Annotated in this window: 14 protein-coding genes; 12 read left to right on the top strand and 2 right to left on the bottom strand. The window is 71.0% G+C overall.

Annotation, left to right across the window (positions count from 1 at the left end):
• The first annotated feature begins 2 nt into the window (after nucleotides 1-2).
• The gene (locus EV685_RS07700; RefSeq protein ID WP_130481411.1) at nucleotides 3-803 is read left to right on the top strand and encodes a general secretion pathway protein GspB; all 801 of its coding nucleotides are present in this window, start codon (nucleotides 3-5) and stop codon (nucleotides 801-803) included.
• A gap of 182 nt (nucleotides 804-985) precedes the next feature.
• The gene (locus tag EV685_RS07695; RefSeq protein ID WP_130481410.1) at nucleotides 986-2,161 is read left to right on the top strand and encodes a DUF2235 domain-containing protein; all 1,176 of its coding nucleotides are present in this window, start codon (nucleotides 986-988) and stop codon (nucleotides 2,159-2,161) included.
• A 13-nt stretch (nucleotides 2,162-2,174) separates the two neighbouring features.
• Here EV685_RS07695 and EV685_RS07690 read toward each other — a convergent pair whose 3' ends face one another.
• Nucleotides 2,175-3,059 (bottom strand): plasmid replication/partition related protein, encoded by an 885-nt coding sequence (locus tag EV685_RS07690; RefSeq protein WP_130481409.1) that lies wholly within the window; start codon nucleotides 3,057-3,059, stop codon nucleotides 2,175-2,177.
• A 111-nt stretch (nucleotides 3,060-3,170) separates the two neighbouring features.
• On the opposite strand from EV685_RS07690, the gene EV685_RS07685 reads away from it, so the two are divergent.
• The 10 genes from EV685_RS07685 to EV685_RS07640 all read left to right on the top strand — a co-directional run bounded on the left by EV685_RS07685 (nucleotide 3,171) and on the right by EV685_RS07640 (nucleotide 14,029).
• Nucleotides 3,171-3,566: a YkgJ family cysteine cluster protein gene (locus EV685_RS07685; protein WP_130481408.1), complete on the top strand. Its 396-nt coding sequence runs from the start codon at nucleotides 3,171-3,173 to the stop codon at nucleotides 3,564-3,566.
• Nucleotides 3,567-3,703: 137 nt separating this feature from the next.
• Nucleotides 3,704-3,955, top strand: a complete 252-nt coding sequence (locus EV685_RS07680; protein WP_130481407.1) for a DUF4266 domain-containing protein — start codon at nucleotides 3,704-3,706, stop codon at nucleotides 3,953-3,955.
• Nucleotides 3,946-5,298: a DUF3570 domain-containing protein gene (locus EV685_RS07675; protein WP_130481406.1), complete on the top strand. Its 1,353-nt coding sequence runs from the start codon at nucleotides 3,946-3,948 to the stop codon at nucleotides 5,296-5,298. The genes EV685_RS07680 and EV685_RS07675 overlap by 10 nt, the downstream gene beginning before the upstream one ends.
• A gap of 11 nt (nucleotides 5,299-5,309) precedes the next feature.
• Nucleotides 5,310-6,320: an FAD:protein FMN transferase gene (locus EV685_RS07670; RefSeq protein WP_242615472.1), complete on the top strand. Its 1,011-nt coding sequence runs from the start codon at nucleotides 5,310-5,312 to the stop codon at nucleotides 6,318-6,320.
• Complete coding sequence (locus EV685_RS07665; protein ID WP_130481405.1) at nucleotides 6,317-6,925, top strand: TlpA family protein disulfide reductase; 609 nt, start codon at nucleotides 6,317-6,319, stop codon at nucleotides 6,923-6,925. Before EV685_RS07670 ends, EV685_RS07665 begins: the two co-directional genes overlap by 4 nt.
• Nucleotides 6,926-7,105: 180 nt before the next feature.
• The gene (locus tag EV685_RS07660; protein ID WP_130481404.1) at nucleotides 7,106-9,346 is read left to right on the top strand and encodes a putative bifunctional diguanylate cyclase/phosphodiesterase; all 2,241 of its coding nucleotides are present in this window, start codon (nucleotides 7,106-7,108) and stop codon (nucleotides 9,344-9,346) included.
• A 9-nt stretch (nucleotides 9,347-9,355) separates the two neighbouring features.
• A complete protein-coding gene (locus EV685_RS07655; protein ID WP_130481403.1) occupies nucleotides 9,356-10,999 on the top strand; it encodes a sensor histidine kinase in 1,644 nt (547 codons plus the stop codon).
• Nucleotides 10,996-12,273: a hypothetical protein gene (locus tag EV685_RS07650; RefSeq protein ID WP_130481402.1), complete on the top strand. Its 1,278-nt coding sequence runs from the start codon at nucleotides 10,996-10,998 to the stop codon at nucleotides 12,271-12,273. Before EV685_RS07655 ends, EV685_RS07650 begins: the two co-directional genes overlap by 4 nt.
• A 47-nt stretch (nucleotides 12,274-12,320) precedes the next feature.
• The gene (locus EV685_RS07645; protein WP_130481401.1) at nucleotides 12,321-12,752 is read left to right on the top strand and encodes a hypothetical protein; all 432 of its coding nucleotides are present in this window, start codon (nucleotides 12,321-12,323) and stop codon (nucleotides 12,750-12,752) included.
• Nucleotides 12,749-14,029, top strand: coding sequence for a hypothetical protein (locus EV685_RS07640; protein WP_130481400.1), 1,281 nt, complete (start codon nucleotides 12,749-12,751; stop codon nucleotides 14,027-14,029). The genes EV685_RS07645 and EV685_RS07640 overlap by 4 nt, the downstream gene beginning before the upstream one ends.
• Before the next feature lie 36 nt (nucleotides 14,030-14,065).
• On the opposite strand, the gene EV685_RS07635 is transcribed toward EV685_RS07640, so the two are convergent.
• Nucleotides 14,066-17,812 (bottom strand): indolepyruvate ferredoxin oxidoreductase family protein, encoded by a 3,747-nt coding sequence (locus tag EV685_RS07635; protein ID WP_130481399.1) that lies wholly within the window; start codon nucleotides 17,810-17,812, stop codon nucleotides 14,066-14,068.
• Between the last annotated feature and the right edge of the window lie 108 nt (nucleotides 17,813-17,920).

Below are 17,920 nucleotides of genomic sequence, written 5' to 3'. Positions count from 1 at the left end.
GCATGTCCATCGTCCTGGATGCCCTGCGCAAGGCCGAGGCCGAACGTGCCCGTGGCGAGGTGCCCGGCCTGCACAGCGGCCTGGGCCCGGCCACCGTCCCCTTGCCGGCCTCGCGCGCCACGTCGCTGCCCTGGGCTTGGGTGGCAGCCGGTGCCGGCGGCCTGTTGCTGCTGATCGCGCTGGTGGTCGGCGCGGGGGTCTGGTGGCGTTGGGTCCGTGCGGACCTGACGCCGGCCGTGCCGGTCGTGGCGTCGCCGCCAGTGCCAGTCACAACGCCAGTGCCAGCGCCTGCGCCAGCGCCCACCGCTGCCGTGGCGGCGCCGGCCGTGACGGCGGCCGTGGCGCCGGCCGTTCCACCTGCTGCGGCGCCCCCTGTGGCGCTCCCTCCGAAGCGAGAGGCCCCGCTCGTCGCCGCGCCGACCGCTGCCGCGGTGCCCGCCCCGCCGGCCGCGCCAGCGCCTTCGCCGAAGGTGGCCGCCAGCGCCGTGGCCGCCCCGGCGACAGGCGTCGTGGTCGCGCCTGCCACGCCCGTCACGCCCCCTGTCGCGCCGGCCATGTTGCCGCCCGCCGATGGCCGGCCGGTCGCCTTGGCCGAGCTGCCCGAGGAGGTCCGGCGCGAGCTGCCCGCGCTCAGCGTCGGCGGCCTGATCCAGATGGACGACCCGCCGCGCCGCAGCCTGATCATCAACGGCGCGATCGTGATGGAGGGCGAGGCCATCCAGCCCGGCCTGCTGCTCGAACGCATCGGCAACGCCCAGGCGACGCTGCGCTACAAGGGCTGGCGGATCCTGCTGGGCATCTGACGGGCTGCGGCGCGCACATCAACCCGCACGCAAGCCCGCACGCCGCGAGGCCGTCCGTGCGGTTTTCCCTCCTTCTTTCAGGGTAGGACCGCTGCGGCCGTGTTGACGCTGCCACGCACGCGGGGCGACAGTCCCCGAGCCGACCGGCCAGCGTGGCCGGCGTCTCGCAGGAGCAAGACAAGATGCCCAAGACCCTGGTGTTCTGTGCCGATGGCACCTGGAACGGACCCGACGACGACGACGCGCCCCGACCGCTGGTCCAGCCGGACGACCTGACGAGCCCCGTCCCGGAAGGTCCTGACGAGAAGGAACGCAAGCAGGACGGCATCACCAACGTGCTCAAGCTCTACCAGGCCCTCGACGGCGTGCCGGTCGGCCGCGACGAGCCGGAAGCCGACGAGCAGGAGAAGGTCCTGACGGTCGACGGCGTGGAGCTCCAGCGCGCCCGCTACATCCACGGTGTGGGCGACGCTGGCGGGCCGATCAGCACGCTGTTCGGCGGCACCTTTGGCGCGGGGATCATCAAGCGCATCGTGCGTGGCTACACCTTCCTGTCGCGCCACTACGAGCCCGGCGACGCCATCGTCATCATCGGCTTCAGCCGTGGGGCCTACACCGCCCGTGCCCTGGCCGGGTTGGTGGCCGGCCAAGGCCTGTTGCGCAAGGGCTTGACGCAGCCGAAGGAGGCCGCCTACCAGGCAGGGGCCAAAGCCTGGTACCGGCATCGCCAGAACCGCAGCCAGGACGTCGACTGGCGCGCCCGGCTGGCGGAGTCGCTGGCACACATCGGCGCCTTCTTCGACCGGGATGCGCTGACGGACAAGGACTTCGTGCCGGTGCCGTCGATCCGTGCCGTGGCGGTCTGGGACACCGTGGGCTCGCTGGGCCTGCCCGACTACCAGGGCCAAATCCGCCGCGACCGCTACCAGTTCGCCGACAACGCGCTCAGCCCCAAGGTCGAGCACGGCTTGCATGCGGTGGCGCGGGGCGAGCGGCGGGTGGACTTCACGCCCACGCTGTGGGATGCCTCGCACCCGAACATCCGACAGCTGCAGTTTGCCGGCGCCCATGCGGACGTCGGTGGCGGTTATCCGGCCGGCGAGGAGAGCGGGCTGTCCAACATCGCCCTGAACTGGATGGCCGGTGAGCTGCGCGCGCTGGGGGTGTCCATCGCCGACGACCTGGCGCAGTGCCATCCCGGCAACCCACTGGGCCCGGCGCACCAGCCTTGGAAGGCGCCGATGTTCCGTTTCTCCAGCAAGGCCGATCGCCCGCTCGATGCCGTCGGCGTCGCGCGCCACCCGTCGGTCGAGGCGCGCCACGTCGCGCTGGCCGGTCAGCCCGAACCGCTGGCCTGAAGGGGACGCGCGGTCAGCCGGCCTGCAGGCGCGCGAGCTGCTGTTTCAGCGCGGCGTTCTCGGCCTCCAGCTCGGCGATGCGCGCGCGCAGCACCTCGACCGAATCGGGCGCATGGACCGCTGCGTCGACGCTGTCGCTGGCGTCGTCCTTTGGCTTGCGACGGGCCTCGCGGGCACGCTTGGCGGCCTGCTTGAGCTCGTCCTTGCCACCGCTGGCGGCGGCCACCTGTTCCTCGGCCGGCAACGTCGCCACGGCTGCGGCGGCGCTGATCGACAGGTCGCCCGCGCGCACGGCGGCGACGACTTCCGGCGCGGCCTGCTGGTGGATCTTCTCGATCATCGCGACCTGGGCAGGGCTCAGGCGGGCGGCGCGGGCGAGTTCCTCGCGGCTCTTGAGCGCGGACGGGGCGATCGGTGCGCCGGTCGCTGCGGCGGCGCCGGCCTCGGCCGAGGGCGGCGGGGCGCCGTCGACGTCCCAGGGCGCGGCATCGTCTGTGGCGCCGCTGGTGGCCGTCGTGGCGGCCATCGAGGCGGCCTCCTGCAACTGCTTTTCACGCCGCGCCGCGACGATCTGGCGCTGGCGCAGGGCCAGTTCCCCGCGCTGGAAGTCGGTCAGGCTGCGACGGCCCAGGTGCTGCTCGATCATCCAGAGCTTGACGTCCTCGACCGAGCGGAAGCGCGTGTTCTGCACCGTCTGGAAGGGCAGGCCGTGCTTCTGGCAGATGCCGTAGCGGTTGTGGCCGTCGACCAGCAGTTCGCCCCAGAGCACCAGCGCATCGCGGCAGCCCTCGGTGACGAGGCTACGCTCCAGCGCATCGTGCTCGTCGGGCGTCAGCGGGTCGATGTAGGCCTGGATCTCGGGGTCGATGACGATGCGGGGGGCGACGGATTCGGACATGTGGACAGCACCGGGAACGGGAGGGGCGCGGATTCTAGGGGGGCGCCGAGCGGCGATGATGCGGCCCCGCCGCCGAGCGTCTGACCGACCGTCCGCCACAAGACCCGACCCATGCGATCGCCCATCACCATCGTCGACGTCGACCGCCCGATCACCTGGACCCGCTACCGCCGCGGCCTGTGCGACGACTGCGCCGCCAACTGCTGCACGATGCCGGTGGAGGTCCGCCTGCCCGATCTGGTCCGGCTCGGGCTGGTCGACCCCTTCGAGGCCGAACACGAGGCGCCCCGGCTGATCGCCCGGCGGCTGGAGAAGGCCCGCGTGGTCGAGCGTTACCACGACCGCTCGGGCATCTTCACGCTGGCCCGGCGGGCCGATGGCGACTGCCGCTACCTCGATGCCACCAGCCGACGCTGTACGGTCTATGCGCAGCGGCCCGACACCTGCCGCAAGCACCCGGAGGTCGGACCCCGCCCCGGCCACTGCCCCTACGGCCGCCGGATCTGATCCACGTCAAGCTCGTCACGACTGGACGCACCTTGCCGGTGGGGCCCGCGAAAAGTTCAGTCTGCCTTCACCTTGGGCCCGGAATCTCGGCGTCTTCCCGAAACCGGAGCGTGACCCATGCGGTCGCTGCAGTGACGATGACATCCAGATTCCTCCGTTCCACACGACGGGCACTGTTCGGTGCCAGCCTGGCCGCCCTGCTGGGCGGCTGCGCGCAGTCGGGCATCACCTGGGGCGTCGAACCCTGGGAGCGTGACCTGCTCGCCAAGCCCGAGATGCAGCCCGGCAACGACGCGCTGCAGGCCGCCTACGACGACCACATCTACTTCAGCAAAGAAGCGGCCACCGGCGGTCGCGGCTTTGGTGGCGGGGGCTGTGGATGCAACTGACCTCACACCCGAACCCGAGCCCGACGACCGCAGCTTCGGCCGCCCGTCCCGCCCTGCGGCTGGCGCTGGGCACGGCCGTCGCGGCCCTGCTGGCGCCGGTCGCACCGCTGGCCCAGGCGGCAGCGGACGCACCCGCCAGCCCCACCGCCCGCGTGCCCTGGCAGGTCGACAGCGCCGTGCTGCTCTATGCCGAAAACGGCGGCCGGGTGAAGGCCGTCGAGCCGGTCATCGCGCTGCGCCGCACCGATGCCGACGACCACACGCTGTCGCTCAAGCTGACCGTTGACACGCTGACCGGCGCCTCGCCCAACGGCGCGGTGGCACAACCGGGCGCGCAGACCTTCACCTCGCCGTCCGGCAACCAGAGCTACACGACCGCCGCCGGCAGCACGCCGCTGGACCCGAGTTTCAAGGACACCCGCGGTGCCCTGTCGGTGGGCTATGAACGCCCGCTCGGACGCATGACCCGGCTGTCGGTCGGTGGCAATTTCTCGCAGGAATACGACTTCACCTCGCTGGGCACCAGCCTGGCCGTCGCCCATGACCTCGACGGCCGCAACACCACGCTGAGCCTGGGCCTGGCGCTCGAAGCCAACCAGATGCGCCCGGTCGGCGGCACGCCGGTGGGCCTGAGCGTGGCCTCGGCCAACGGCCCGCGCCTGGGCAATGGCAGCCGCAACGTGGCCGATGTGCTGCTGGGCCTCACGCAGGTGATGAACCGGCGCTGGCTGATGCAGGTGAACCTGGGCCTCGGCCGGGGCAGCGGCGAACACAGCGATCCCTACAAGATCCTGTCGGTGGTCGACGGCAGCACCGGCCTGCTGGCGGGCGATCGCTATGTGCATGAAAGCCGGCCGGACTCGCGCAGCCGCACCTCGCTGTACTGGGGCCACAAGGTCCATCTGGCGCGCGACGTGCTCGACCTGTCTTGGCGCGGCTACCGCGACGACTGGGGCGTGCGCTCGCACACCCTGGACGCACGCTGGCGCGTCAACTTGGGCGGCGGTCGCTACCTCGAGCCGCGCTGGCGCCATCACCGCCAGAGCGCGGCCGACTTCTGGCGCGGCTGGCTGGTCGACGGCCAGGACTGGGACAGCACCGGTCACAGCACCACGCTGTCGGCCGCTTCCGCCGATCCGCGGCTGGCCAAGTTCAGCGGCAACACGCTGGGCCTGACCTGGGGCCAGCCGCTGTCCTGGGGCGGCGAGCTGACGCTGCGGGGCGAGGTCTACCGCCAGGTCCAGGCCACGCCCGCCAACGCACCGGGCGTGCTGCAGGGCCTGCCGATCGCCCCCGGCCTGACGGCGACGATGCTGACCGCCGGCTACCGCTTCAACTGGTGAGCCTCGCTGCCGTGGCCGAACCCGTCCAGCCGTTCGATCTGACGGCGCCGCCCGAGCTTCCCGAGCCGCCCGAGCCGCAGGCCGTGCCCGGCGGCTGGCGGGGGCGCTTCCAGGCCATGACCAGCCCGTGCGAGGTGCTGCTCGAAGGCGTCACGCAGGCGCAGGCCCGCGCGCTGCTGCAGACCGCGCAGGCCGAAGCCCGCCGCATCGAGCAGAAGTTCAGCCGCTACCGGGCCGACAGCGTGGTCTCGCGCTGGCAGGCCCAAGCCGATGTCTGGCACACGCTGGACGAGGAAAGCGCCCTGTTGATCGACTTCGCCGCCCAGTGCCATGCCCTGAGCGGTGGCCTGTTCGACATCAGCAGCGGCGTGTTGCGGCGGGCCTGGACCTTCGACGGCAGCGACCGCCTGCCCGAACCCGGCGCGGTCGAGGCCTTGCGAGCCCACGTCGGCTGGCACCGCATCGACTGGCAGCGGCCACGTCTGCGCGTGCCGGCCGGCATGGAGCTGGACCTGGGCGGCATCGGCAAGGAATACGCGGTCGACCGCGTGCTCGGCCTGCTGCTGCAGCAAGCCGGGCAGTTGGGCTGCGTGGCCCCTGCGCTGCTCGTGAACTTCGGTGGCGATCTGGCGGCCAGCGGACCGCGTCAGGACGGCAGCGCCTGGCGGGTCGGCATCGAGCGGCCGGATGCGCCCCAGCCCGCCGATGGCGCGGCGGCACACAGCGCCGGCCTGCTCGACCTGCGGGTCGGCGGCCTGGCCACCAGCGGCGATGCGCGCCGTTTCATCCACCGTGAGGGCGTGCGCTACGGCCACATCCTCGACCCCCGCACCGGCTGGCCGGTAATCGGCGCGCCGCGTTCGGTCACCGTGGCCGCCCCGACCTGCAGCGAGGCGGGCGTGCTGTCGACGCTGGCCATGCTGCAAGGCCCCCATGCCGAAGATTGGCTGGCAGCCCAGGGCGTGCCGCACTGGGTGCAGCGCGAGCCGGGCGGCCCAAATCCTCAAGGAAGCACCCCATGAATCTGAGCCTGAACCAGAGCCTGAACCTGAGCTTGAACCTGTCCACCGACCGGTCCGTGACCGAGCCGACCCTCAACCGCCGCGCGCTGCTGCGCCAGTCCTGCGGGGGCGCTGTCGCACTCGCCGGCCTGCCGTTCCTGACCGGCACCGCGCAGGCCGCCACCGTCGGCAGCCCGGCCCCGGCGCTGTCCCTGCCCAGCCTGGACGGCACCTTGGACCTGGCCAGCTCGCCGGCCCTGAAGGGCCGGGTCGTGTTGGTCGACTTCTGGGCCTCCTGGTGCGGACCTTGCCGCCAGAGCTTCCCGTGGATGAACCTGATGCAGCAGCGCCACGGGCCGCGCGGCCTGCAAATCGTCGCGGTCAACGTCGACCGCGAACGGGCCGACGCCGACGCTTTCTTGCGCCAGTTCCCACCCAGCTTCCGCATCGCCTTCGACGCCAGCGGCGACACCCCGCGCCGCTGGGGCGCCCGCGCCATGCCCACCAGCGTATTGGTGGGGGCCGACGGCCGGGTGCTGCTGCAACACGAGGGCTTCCGCCCGGCCGATCAGTCTGTGCTGGAGTCGGCCATCGTGCAGGCGACCGAACGCGGCGCGCGCGGCTGAGGCCGGTCTCGGCCCGAACGGCCTGGAACGTTCAGGAACGGGAAGGCCTGGCAGGAATTGACAGAACGCAGGCTGTTTTTTCACGTCCGACGTGTACGCAGGCTGCGCACCGCCGCGGTGCGGGGAGGCGGCTGGAAAGGCTCATGCTAGATTCCCAAGCAGTCTTTCTTGACTTGACGCATGATTTCCGACCCCGACGACCTGATCCCCCTGCACAACGATGACGCGCCGCAGCGGCCCCAGCCGTTCTGGCACGTTCTGGTCGTCGACGATGACCCGGAGGTCCATTCGGCGACCCGCTTCGTGCTGCGTGGTCAGCAGTTGCTGGGCCGGCAGGTCAGCCTGCACAGCGCCTACAGCGCGGCCCAGGCTCGGGACATGCTGTCGCAGGCAGACACCGACTTCGCAGTGGTGCTGCTCGATGTCGTCATGGAGCAGTCCGACGCCGGCCTGAACCTGATCCACACGATCCGCCGTGAGCTTGGCCTGCAAGGGGTGCGCATCATCCTGAGAACCGGCCAGCCCGGCTATGCGCCCGAGCTGGAGGTCATCTCGCGCTATGACATCAACGACTACCGAACCAAGAGCGAGCTGACGCAGACGCGTCTGGTCACCTCTCTCATCAGCGCCTTGCGCAGCTTCGAGCAGATCCGCCGCATCGAGGCCAGCCAGCGCGGACTGTCCCAGATCATCCAGGCCACGCGTGACCTGCTCAGCAGCGACGGCCTACAACGCTTCGCCGGTGGCGTGCTGACCCAGCTCGGCGCATTCCTGTCTCTGGGCGAACAACGCGGCCTGGTGGTCATCAGTCCGACCGCGCTGGGGCGACCGACCTCGCATCCGGCGACGGACCTGCAGGTGGTCGCCGCCAGCGGCCACTACCAAGGACTGCTCAATGGCTCGATCGATGCGATCGAGCCGGCCCAGGTCCGCGACCAGCTGGTTCAAGCCCTCAGAGAGGGCCGCAACATATACGGGCCGCTTGGTTGTGCGCTGCATTGCCGCAGCCAACGGCACCAGCTGGCGGTGTTCATGGACACCGCCGACGAGGTGGACGCCAGCCTGCGCGAACTGCTGGAGATCTTCACCGAGAACGTCGCGCTGTGCTCGGACAACCTGAGCATGCTCGAACAACTGCAGCGCACCGCCTTCGTGGACGCGCTGACCGGCCTGCCCAGCCGCTTGCGGCTGCTGCAGCGCATGGGCGAGGCACCGTTTCCGGACGACGACAGCGCGCTCTTGCTGATCGACATCGACGACTTCAACACCCACGTCGAAACGCTCGGACCGACGGGCAGCGACCTGCTGCTGCGCAGCGTGGCCCAGCGGCTGCTGAGCCTGCCGGACGTTCAGCCGATGACGGTGGTGCGGTTTGGCGGCGATGTGTTCGCCCTGCACGGCCCGGCCGAGCAGTTGGGGCAAGGTCTGCTGCAGACCCTGTGCGACGCCGAGTTCGACGTTGACGGCCTGCCGATCCGCCTGTCGATGTGTGGCGGTCTGGCCCGCCGTGCCGACCTGAGCGGCGCCGCGCCGGCGACCTTGCTGGCGGCGGCCTTCACCGCCCTGAAGAGCGCCAAGCGCGAGCGGCGCCCGGGGTATGTCCGGTATCACCCCGAGATGGGCCGGGCGGCCCTGCGCCGGGCGTCGTTGTCGCGGGCCCTGCATGCCGGCTTGCAGCAACAGGCCTTCCGGCTGGTCCTGCAGCCTCAGATCCGCCTGAGTGACGGCGAGGTGCTGGGTGTCGAGGCCTTGCTGCGCTGGGGTGACGAGTCTGGCGTGTCACCCGCTGAGTTCATTCCGGTGGCCGAGAGCACCGGCCTGATCCTGCCGCTGGGCACCTGGGTCATCGACGAGGCCTGTGCGCAGTTGGCGCAACTCCAGCGTCGCACCGGTCTGCCGCTGCGGATGGCGATCAATGTGTCGCTGGCGCAGTGGCGTGACAACGCCTTGCTGGGACACTTGGACGCGGCGGCGCGGCGCCATGGACTGCAGCCGCAGCAGGTCGAGATCGAGCTGACCGAATCGCTGGCGATGCAGGAGGTCGACCAATTGCTGCCGCGCCTGCATGCGCTGCGTGAACGCGGCATGCGTGTGGCGCTTGACGACTTCGGCACCGGCTTCTCGTCGCTGGCCTACCTTCAGCACATGCCGGTGGACCTGCTCAAGATCGACCGCAGCTTTGTCCATGAGATCGGTTGCAGCCGACGGGGCGAGGACATCGTCCGCACCATCGTGTCACTCGGTCGCCTGATCGGGCTGGAGGTGCTGGCCGAAGGCGTCGAGACGCTGCAGCAGGAAGACTTCCTGCGTGGCTTGGGCTGCGACGCGACCCAGGGCTATCTGCGGGCTCGTCCGATGGGCCTGGACGCCCTGTGCGACTGGCTGGCTCGGCGCCGCGTCGACGGCGTCGCTGACGCCTGAGGCGCAGCGATGCCCCAATCGCTGAACGCGCCGCCGCTGTGGCGTTCCTTGCGCCTGCGTCTGGGTGCGGGCGCGTTTGTGTTCCTCAGCACGATCTTTGCGCTGGTGAGCGTCAACACCCGGCGGGTGCTGGAGGAGGTCGCGCTGGAGAGCAGCCGGCTGGCCGCTGCTCAGGTCGCACAGACGCTCAACCTGGCGCTGGCACCTCACACCGAGTCGTCGCAGACGCTGGCGCGCATCCAGCCCTACTTGCAGGAGTTGGTCACGCCGCAAGGTGGCGGCGTGCTCTACCTCGTGCTGCTGGACGAACGCGGCCGCGAGCTGGCCCGCACCGACGCGGTCCCGGCTGTGCTGCCGCCGGTCGACCATGATCTCGCGGGCGCGTGGACGCGCGGGCTGCTGCACCTGGAACAGGACATCTTGCTGGGCGGCCAACAGGTCGGCCGGCTGCGCTACGGCCTGTCGTCGACCTTGCTGCGCGATGCCTCGGACCGCCTCAAGCGCCAGAACCTGATCACCTATGGCCTGCTGGCGCTGGCGCTGGTGCTGGTGCTGGCCTTGTTGTTGCGCCGGCTCGGCCAGCGCCTGAATCGCCTGACCGATGCCGGCACGCGCATGGCCAAGGGCGACTACGAACAGTCGGTGCGCGAGGAGGGTCATGACGAGCTGACGCTGCTGGCCCGGGTCTTCAACCGCATGGCCGCCGCCGCACGCAGTCGCATCCGTGAGCTCGAGTCCAGCCAGGCTGCGGTGCGTGAACTCAATGAAGCGCTGGAGGCCCGTGTCGAGCAACGCACCGCCGAGCTCCTCACCGCCAACCACCACCTCGAACAGACGCTGGCCGACCTGCGCCGCTTGCAGGCCAGCCTGGTGCAGTCGGAGAAGCTCGCCAGCCTGGGCTCGCTGGTCGCGGCGGTGGCCCATGAACTGAACACGCCGATCGGCAATGCGCTGACGGTGGCGACCGGCTATGCCCACAAGGCCCGGGTGTTCGACGAGCAGGCCCGCGCGCGACTGCAGCGTCAGACGCTCGAACAGTTCCTGACCGACAGCGCCGAGGCGGCCGAACTGCTGCTGCGCAACCTGCTCAAGGCCAGCGAGCTGATTACCAGCTTCAAGCATGTGGCGATCGACCAGACCAGCTCGAAGCGTCGCCACCATGATCTGGCCCGCACGCTGCAGGACATCCTGACGACGCTGGCCCCGGCGCTCAAGCACCGGCCGATCCAGGTCGAGACCGACCTCGAACCGGATGTCCGGATGAACGGCTATCCCGGTCCGCTCGGGCAGGTGATCAACAACCTCTACAACAACGCCTTGCTGCATGCCTTCGATGCCGATCAGCCGGGCGTGATGCACATCAGCGCCCACCGGATCGATGAGCAGCGGGTCCGACTGACCTTCACGGACGACGGTCACGGCATGGACGAGGCCACGCTGCACCGCATCTTCGACCCCTTCTTCACGACCCGGCTGGGTCGGGGCGGCAGCGGCCTGGGCATGCACATCGTTCACAACATCGTTGTCGGGCTGCTGCAGGGTCAGATCGAGGTGCGCAGCCAACCGGGCCTGGGCACGCAGGTCGAGATCGTGCTGCCAATCGACGTGGGCACGCACGCCAGCGCCAGCAGCGATCTGGGCGATCCGTCATGAGGATGAGCCCCGCGTCGCTGTCTGCTGTCGCCCTCCTGGCTGCAGGGCTGGCGGTGGGCTGCGCCACGGCGGTTCCGCTGACGCGGCCGGAGGGCAATCCGGTCGATGCGGGCGAGTTGCAGGTCAACACCTTCGGCACGCTCGGGCTGGCGCGGAGCCATCTCGAAGGCACCAGCTGGCGCGCTGACAGCGTCGCCAGCGCAGGCATCGGGCGGCGCTGGACCGGCGCGGTCGACAGCCGCCTCGGGGCGCAGCTCGGCATGCGTCTGAGTGAGCGCCTGGACCTGACCTGGCAGGGCGTCGTGCGAGAGCAGGACAACGGCCGCGTCTGGCTCCGTACGAACTGGGCCCATGTCGGCTGGCAACAGGCGCCCAACTGGGACCTGAAGATCGGCCGCTACATGTCGCCGCTCTACCTGGCCTCCGACCAGCGACAGGCCGGCCTGTCTCAGCCCTGGGTGCGGGCTCCCCACGAGGTCTACGGTCTGCTGGGGCAGGTCGATTCCCTCGACGGCTTGTGGCTGCGTCACGGTGTGCCGCTGGGTGAACAGACGCTGTCGGTGAGCGGCTACCTGGCGCGACATGTCGACCGCCGAAGCGGCCTGGCCGTCAGCCATCGGCAGATCGGCGGCCTTGGTCTGCGCCTGCAGGACGAGCGCTGGACCTGGCAGGCGATGGTGGCCCGCTCGCGCTCGACCATCCAGCTGGATGCGATCGAGCCTTTTCTGGCGATCGTGGGCGATCCGGGCCTCGGAGGCGATGCCTCGGCGGTGGCCGACTACGACCTGCGGCGGCTCGATCCGATCTGGTTCTTCAGCCTGGGCGCGCGCCATGAGGACAGCGTTTGGCTCTTGATGGCCGAACTGGCCCACGGCCGTTCGCGCCTGAAGTCCCTGCCGGGCAGCACTGCCGGCTACCTGACGCTGGGTCGCACCTGGGGGGCCTGGACACCTTACGCCACGGCGGCCTGGTTGCGCGGGCGTGATCCGGGCAGTGAGAACCGGCTGCTACCCGGCTCGCCCGCAGCGGCGACGGCGGAGCTGTTTCTCGCGCCGGCGCGCGAGGCCGGCCAGACCACGCTCGGCGTCGGGCTGCGCCACGACCTCGCGCCGGGCCTCGCATGGAAGGCCCAGCTCGACCGCCTGCGCCCACGCCGCGAAGGCCGTGGCGGTCTGACGGTGGTCGACAGCGGTGCGGGTGCAGGTGTGGCGGTGCTGCCCGAGGGGCAACGTGATCTCTGGTTGATCAGCATGGTGATCGAATGGGCCTACTGACGACTCGCGCCATCGTCGGGCGGCGTCGGGCTTTGCGGGCCCTGTCGATGTTGTCCCTCTTGCCTGCGTCAGGACTGCGGGCTCAGGGCTTTGCGGAACGCGGCTTGCTGGTGCTGGCGCGTGCCGATCTGCGGGTGGCCAGCCTGGGCCGCGGCGAGGTCGGCGCGCTGTTCTTGCGCACCCGCTCGACGCTGGATGACGGCACGCCCGTCACCGTCATCGACGCGCTGGACGACGCGCTCCGGGACGCCTTCTACCTGCAGGTGCTCGGCCGCAGTCCGGTGCAGATGCATGCCTACTGGTCGCGCATGGTGTTCAGCGGCGGTGGGCGACCGCCCGCGCGGCTGGACCTGGCGTCGGCGCTGGGTCGGCTGCGCGAGTCCGCAACGGCCCATCTTGCCTACATCCCGGCCGCCGACGCGGGCCGCCTGGACCTGCGTGGCCTGCGTGTCGTGTACAGCTCGGGAGACACGCGATGAGATGCGCAAGCCGGTTTCGCTGGGCCCTGCTGGCCGCCTGCCTGAGCGGCAGCCTGCTGTCGGTACAGGCCAGTGAGGATGCGGTGGAGCCAGTGCCGCCGACGCTGCAGACGGACAACACCGCCGCGTCGCCGGTCTGGCGCATCAACACCTTCGGCACCCTGGCTATGGCCCGGCTGAATGCGGCCGGCCTGCAGCTGCGCCAGGAGAACACCGCGCCGTCGGGCATCGGTGCGAACTGGACCGGCTCCTACGACAGCCGGCTGGGCGTCCAGATCAGCTACGAGGCGCGGCCTGGGCTGGACCTGACCCTGCAGCCCGTGTGGCGCCGGCAGACCAGCACCGACCGCATGGGCGCCGAAGTCGACTGGGCCTACGTCGATTGGAAGCCGGCGCCGGATTGGGCATTCAAGGTCGGCCGGTTCGGCTCACCCTTGTTCCTCGGCTCGGAGCAGCGCAGTCTGGGCCTCAGCCAACCCTGGGTGCGACCGCCGGCCGAGGTCTACGGCCAGCTCGGCCAAGTGCCGTCGCTCGATGGCGTCTGGCTGCGCCGTAGCCTGTCGCAGGTCGACCGCACCGTGCAGGTCGATGCCTACCTTGCCCGCCATCGCGAGCGACGGGGCGATCAGGCCGTCGAGCACCACCCGATCGGCGGCCTGCGCCTGCAACTGCTGGGCACCGACTGGACCTGGCAGGCCATGGCCGCGCAGGCCCACACCCGTCTGCGCCTGAGTCCGCAATCGCCCGTCCTGCAGGCACTGGCCCTGCTGGGCGCGCCTGCGGTGGGAGGCGATCCCGTCGCGGCGCTCGAGTACGACGTGCGTGACATCCGGCGGCTGCGTTTCCTGTCCCTGGGCGTTCGCCATGATGGCCGTCCCTGGTTGCTGCAAGCCGAAGTCGCCCGCATCAGCTCGGACAACCGGGCCCTGCCTGGCAGCGTGGGTGCCTACGTGACCGTTGGTCGACAGTGGCAAGACTGGCTGCTGCACCTGAGCTGGTCCGGCTTGCGCGGCATCGATCCGCGCGAAGAGAGCCGTTTCAGCGGCGTGGCGGCCCAGCTCGTCTCGGACCTGCAAGCCTCGCAGAGACGCGATGGCCAGCATCGGCTGGCACTCGGTCTGCGCCATGACCTGCAGCCGGGGCTGGCGCTGAAAGCCCAGATCGATCGCATCCGACCACGCAGCACCAGCCCGGCCGGGATGTTTTTGGAGCCGCAACTGCCACCCGGCCAGCGCACCGTGCTGCTCTACAGCCTGGCGGTCGACTGGGCCTATTGAATGTGGTCACGTTGCTCGCGCACCGCCCGGCGCGGCTCAGCCCGACACCACCCGGATGCCGGCCAGCTGACCCGTCGCAGCCTGGGCGCGGGCTGGCAGCGGGTAGCGCCGACGGTCCCAGCGGTGCAGCAGCTCGGCCTCGCGTTGCTGCGCGGCGGCGAGCTGTGCCGCGCGGACGTGACCGTAGCCGCGCACCTGCTGCGGCAGGCGTGCGATCTCGACGGCCAGCGCGAGGCGGCGTCGCCGAGCCGCCGGGTCCGGCGCGGCGCCTTCGGAGGCGGGGTCCAGCGCGGCCCCTGCGGAGGCCGGTGCGGCATCGGCTGCCAGCCCGCCCAGAAGCTCGTCGATGCGGGCCTCGAAGGCGTGCAGCAAGGCTCTGTCGGCCCGCCGTTCGGCGCTGTGGCCGAAGGGGTCGAACCAGCGCCCGCGCAGGACCTTGCCGTGCTGCAAGGCGGACAGCAGCGGGCGCATCCAGCGATCGGACAAGACGAGCTTGCGTGGCGCGCGGCCGTCCGCGCCGAGGCGTGACAGCAGCGGCGGGGCCATCAGGAAGTCCAGCCGGTAGTCGACGCCGGGCTCGCCCTCGTAGTGCTCGCGCAGTTGCTGGCGAAAGGCCGGATCGCTGTAGAGCCGCGCCACCTCGTATTCGTCCTTGACGGCCATCAGCGGCCGCACGGCGCGGGCGACGGCGCGGCTCAGCGGCAGTGTGTCGTCCAGTCCGAGGGCCCGCTCTTGTTGCTCGACCGCGCGCACGCGGGCCTCGTAGCGCTGGGCCCAGGCGCGGTCCTGGTAGGCGCTGAGGTGGGCGATGCCGAGCGCCAGCAGACCGTCCAGAGTTTCGGGCTCATGGTCGGGCACACGTTCTGGCTCACGGTCGGGCGCCCCAACGGGCGCGGTGGCTTCGCCGGCCAGCCAGCGTGTGCAGGCCTGTGGATCGGCGGCAGCCAGCCGGCCCAGCGCGAAGGCCAGCTGGTTGGCCGGCACGGCCACGCCGTTGAGCGCGATGGCCTGTTGCAGGGCCGCCAGCTCCAGCGGCACCAGGCCCATCTGCCAGGCGTGACCGAGCGCCAGCACGTTGGCGGTGACGGTGTCGCCCAGCCCGGCCTCGGCCAGCGCCTGGGCGTCGAAGGTGCGGACCTGGGTGTCGCCGGCCGCATGGCGCAGCTTGGCCAACAGGTCGGCCACCGGCAGCTGGGCATCGGGTTGCCGGACCGAATCGGCCACCGGCACCTCATGGGTGTTGACCAGCACGCGGGTGCGGCCGTGGCGCACGGCCTGCAGGGCCTCGGGCGCACAGGCCACGACCAGATCGCAGGCCAGCACCGCGTCGGCTTGCTGGCTGTCGATGCGGACCTGGTTCAAGGCCTGCGGCGTGGCCGCCAGCCGCACGAAGCTGAGCACCGCGCCGCCCTTCTGCGCAAAGCCCATGAAGTCGAGCACGCTGGCGCGCAGTCCCTGCAGGTGCGCGGCCATGGCCACCAGCGCGCCGACCGTCACCACGCCGGTGCCGCCCACGCCGGTGACCAGCAGATCCCAGGGCGCGCCGTTCCAGTCGTGTGCCGAGGCGTCGGGCAGGGCGGCGACGGCGTCCAGCAGCGCCTGCCGCGCGGCACCGTCGGCCGCGCCGACCCGGCGCCGCAGCCGGGCACCGCGCAGCGCGACAAAGCTGGGGCAGAAGCCGTCGGCGCAGCGTTCGTCCTGGTTGCAGGCGGTCGCGTCGATGCGGCGCTTGCGGCCCAGCGCGGTTTCTTGCGGCAGCAGCGCGACGCAGTTGCTCTGCACGCCGCAGTCGCCACAACCCTCGCAGACCGGCGCGTGGATGTGCAGCAGGCGCGGGGCGGCAGCCATCTGGCCCTTCTTGCGGCGGCGGCGCTTCTCGGCCGCACAGGTCTGCTCGTAGATCAGCACGGTGACGCCACGCACCTCGCGCAGCCGGCGCTGCACCGCGTCCAGTTCATGCCGGTCGTGGAAGGTGGTGCCGGCCGGGAAGCGGTGGCGGATGCCGTCGTAGCGGCTGAGGTCGTCGCTCAGCACGGCCACCTCGCGCACGCCTTCGCTGTCGACCTGGCGGGCGATCGCGTCGACGCTGATCGGGCCGTCGACCGGTTGGCCGCCGGTCATCGCCACCGCGTCGTTGAACAGGATCTTGTAGGTGATGGACACGCCCGTCGCGACGCTGGCGGCCACCGCCTGCCGGATCGCCAGGCTGCCGGAGTGGTAGTAGGTGCCGTCGCCAAGGTTCTGGAACACATGCGGCGTGTCGGTGTAGGGCGCATGGGCGATCCAGTCGATGCCTTCGCCGCCCATCTGGATCAGGCCGGCGGTGTCGCGGTCCATCCAGTTGGCCATGAAGTGGCAGCCGATGCCGGCCCGCGCGTGCGAGCCTTCGGGCACCACCGTCGAGCTGTTGTGCGGGCAGCCGGCGCAGAAGTAGGGCAGGCGGCGCACCGCATCGGCGGCGTTGTGCAGCAGGGCCGGCGGCGTGAAGTCGCGCAGGTGGACCAGCAGCTCGCGCGGATCGCCCAGCCGGGGCTCGTCCGGGAAATGAGCGGCCAGCCAGTGCGCCACCGGCTCGATCAGCCGCGACGGCCGCAGCTCGCCGTGTGCGGGCAGCAGCGGCCGGCCAGCGGCGTCGCGCTTGCCGATCAGGCGCGGCCGCCGTTCGGGGCGATGGGCGTAGGCATGGTCGAGCAGCTCGCGCAGCTGGCCTTCGACCACGCCGGCCTTTTCCTCGATCACCAGGATCTCGTCCAGCCCTTCGGCGAAGGCCGTCAAGCGGGTCGGCTCGACCGGCCAGGCCAGGCCGACCTTGTAGAGCCGCAGGCCGATCGCGGCCAGCGTGTCGGGTGTGATCGCCAGCCGGCGCAGCACCTCCATCAGGTCCGCATGCGCCTTGCCGCAGCTGACGATGCCCACGCGCGCCTGCGGCGAGACGATCACCTCGCGGTCGATCGGGTTGATGCGGGCAAACGCACGCACCGCATCGAGCTTGTCGGCCAGGCGCGTCTCCAGCCGCAGCGAGGGCAGGTCGGGCCAGCGCAGGTGCAGGCCATCGGCTGGCGCGACATGGCCGCTGCGCGCGGCCACCGCGTCCGCATCGGCCCAGCCCGCGACCCGGGCGTGGATCGCATCGAGGTCGACCGTGGCCGAGCTTTCGACCACCTCCGACAAGGCCGCCAGGCCGACCCAGGCGCCGCTGTAGCGTGACAGCGCCCAGCCGTAGAGGCCGAACTCGATCAGCTCGGACACGTCGGCCGCTTGCAGCACCGGCAGGCGCCAGGCCATCAGCACCTCGTCGCTCTGGTGCGGCATCGACGACGAGACGCAGCCGTGGTCGTCACCGGCCACCACCAGCACGCCGCCGTGGGGCGACGAGCCGTAGGCATTGCCATGCCGGATCGCGTCGCCGGCCCGGTCCACGCCCGGCCCCTTGCCGTACCAGAGGCCGAACACGCCGTCGACGCGCCGGGCCGGGTCGGACTCGACCCGCTGCGAGCCCAGCACCTGGGTCGCGCCGAGTTCCTCGTTGATCGCGGGCAAGACCCGGATGCCGGCGGCCGCCAGCGTGTCCTTGGCCTTCGACGCTTCCTGGTCCAACTGGCCCAGCGGCGAGCCGCGGTAGCCGCTGATGAAGCCCGCCGTTTGCCAGCCGCGTGCGGCGTCCAGCGCGCGCTGCGTCAGGGCCAGCCGCAGCAGCGCCTGGGTGCCGCTCAGGAAGACGACGCCGCTGGCCGCGTCATAGCGGTCGGCAAGCCGGTAATCGGGTCGGGCAAGGGTGGGCATGGAGGCTCCGCAGCAGGCAGTCCGAAGCCATGAAGATTAGGTCGATGCGAGCGGAAATTGTTTTCTCCATGACGCCTGAATGGCAGGATCTGGAGAACATCATTCTCA

Origin of the sequence: Sphaerotilus mobilis (assembly GCF_004216565.1) — a bacterium.
GTDB classification, from domain to species: Bacteria; Pseudomonadota; Gammaproteobacteria; order Burkholderiales; family Burkholderiaceae_C; genus Sphaerotilus; species Sphaerotilus mobilis.
The sequence above is the reverse complement of the archived record's forward strand: the minus strand, read 5'-3'. Positions and strand labels throughout refer to the sequence as shown.

Bases quoted from the DNA above. Each gene is read 5' to 3' on its own strand.
- EV685_RS07700 (WP_130481411.1), top strand. From the start codon at position 3: ATGTCCATCGTCCTGGATGCCCTGCGCAAGGCCGAGGCCGAACGTGCC.
- EV685_RS07695 (WP_130481410.1), top strand. From the start codon at position 986: ATGCCCAAGACCCTGGTGTTCTGTGCCGATGGCACCTGGAACGGACCC.
- EV685_RS07690 (WP_130481409.1), bottom strand. From the start codon at position 3,059: ATGTCCGAATCCGTCGCCCCCCGCATCGTCATCGACCCCGAGATCCAG.
- EV685_RS07685 (WP_130481408.1), top strand. From the start codon at position 3,171: ATGCGATCGCCCATCACCATCGTCGACGTCGACCGCCCGATCACCTGG.
- EV685_RS07680 (WP_130481407.1), top strand. From the start codon at position 3,704: ATGACATCCAGATTCCTCCGTTCCACACGACGGGCACTGTTCGGTGCC.
- EV685_RS07675 (WP_130481406.1), top strand. From the start codon at position 3,946: ATGCAACTGACCTCACACCCGAACCCGAGCCCGACGACCGCAGCTTCG.
- EV685_RS07665 (WP_130481405.1), top strand. From the start codon at position 6,317: ATGAATCTGAGCCTGAACCAGAGCCTGAACCTGAGCTTGAACCTGTCC.
- EV685_RS07660 (WP_130481404.1), top strand. From the start codon at position 7,106: ATGATTTCCGACCCCGACGACCTGATCCCCCTGCACAACGATGACGCG.
- EV685_RS07655 (WP_130481403.1), top strand. From the start codon at position 9,356: ATGCCCCAATCGCTGAACGCGCCGCCGCTGTGGCGTTCCTTGCGCCTG.
- EV685_RS07650 (WP_130481402.1), top strand. From the start codon at position 10,996: ATGAGGATGAGCCCCGCGTCGCTGTCTGCTGTCGCCCTCCTGGCTGCA.
- EV685_RS07645 (WP_130481401.1), top strand. From the start codon at position 12,321: ATGTTGTCCCTCTTGCCTGCGTCAGGACTGCGGGCTCAGGGCTTTGCG.
- EV685_RS07640 (WP_130481400.1), top strand. From the start codon at position 12,749: ATGAGATGCGCAAGCCGGTTTCGCTGGGCCCTGCTGGCCGCCTGCCTG.
- EV685_RS07635 (WP_130481399.1), bottom strand. From the start codon at position 17,812: ATGCCCACCCTTGCCCGACCCGATTACCGGCTTGCCGACCGCTATGAC.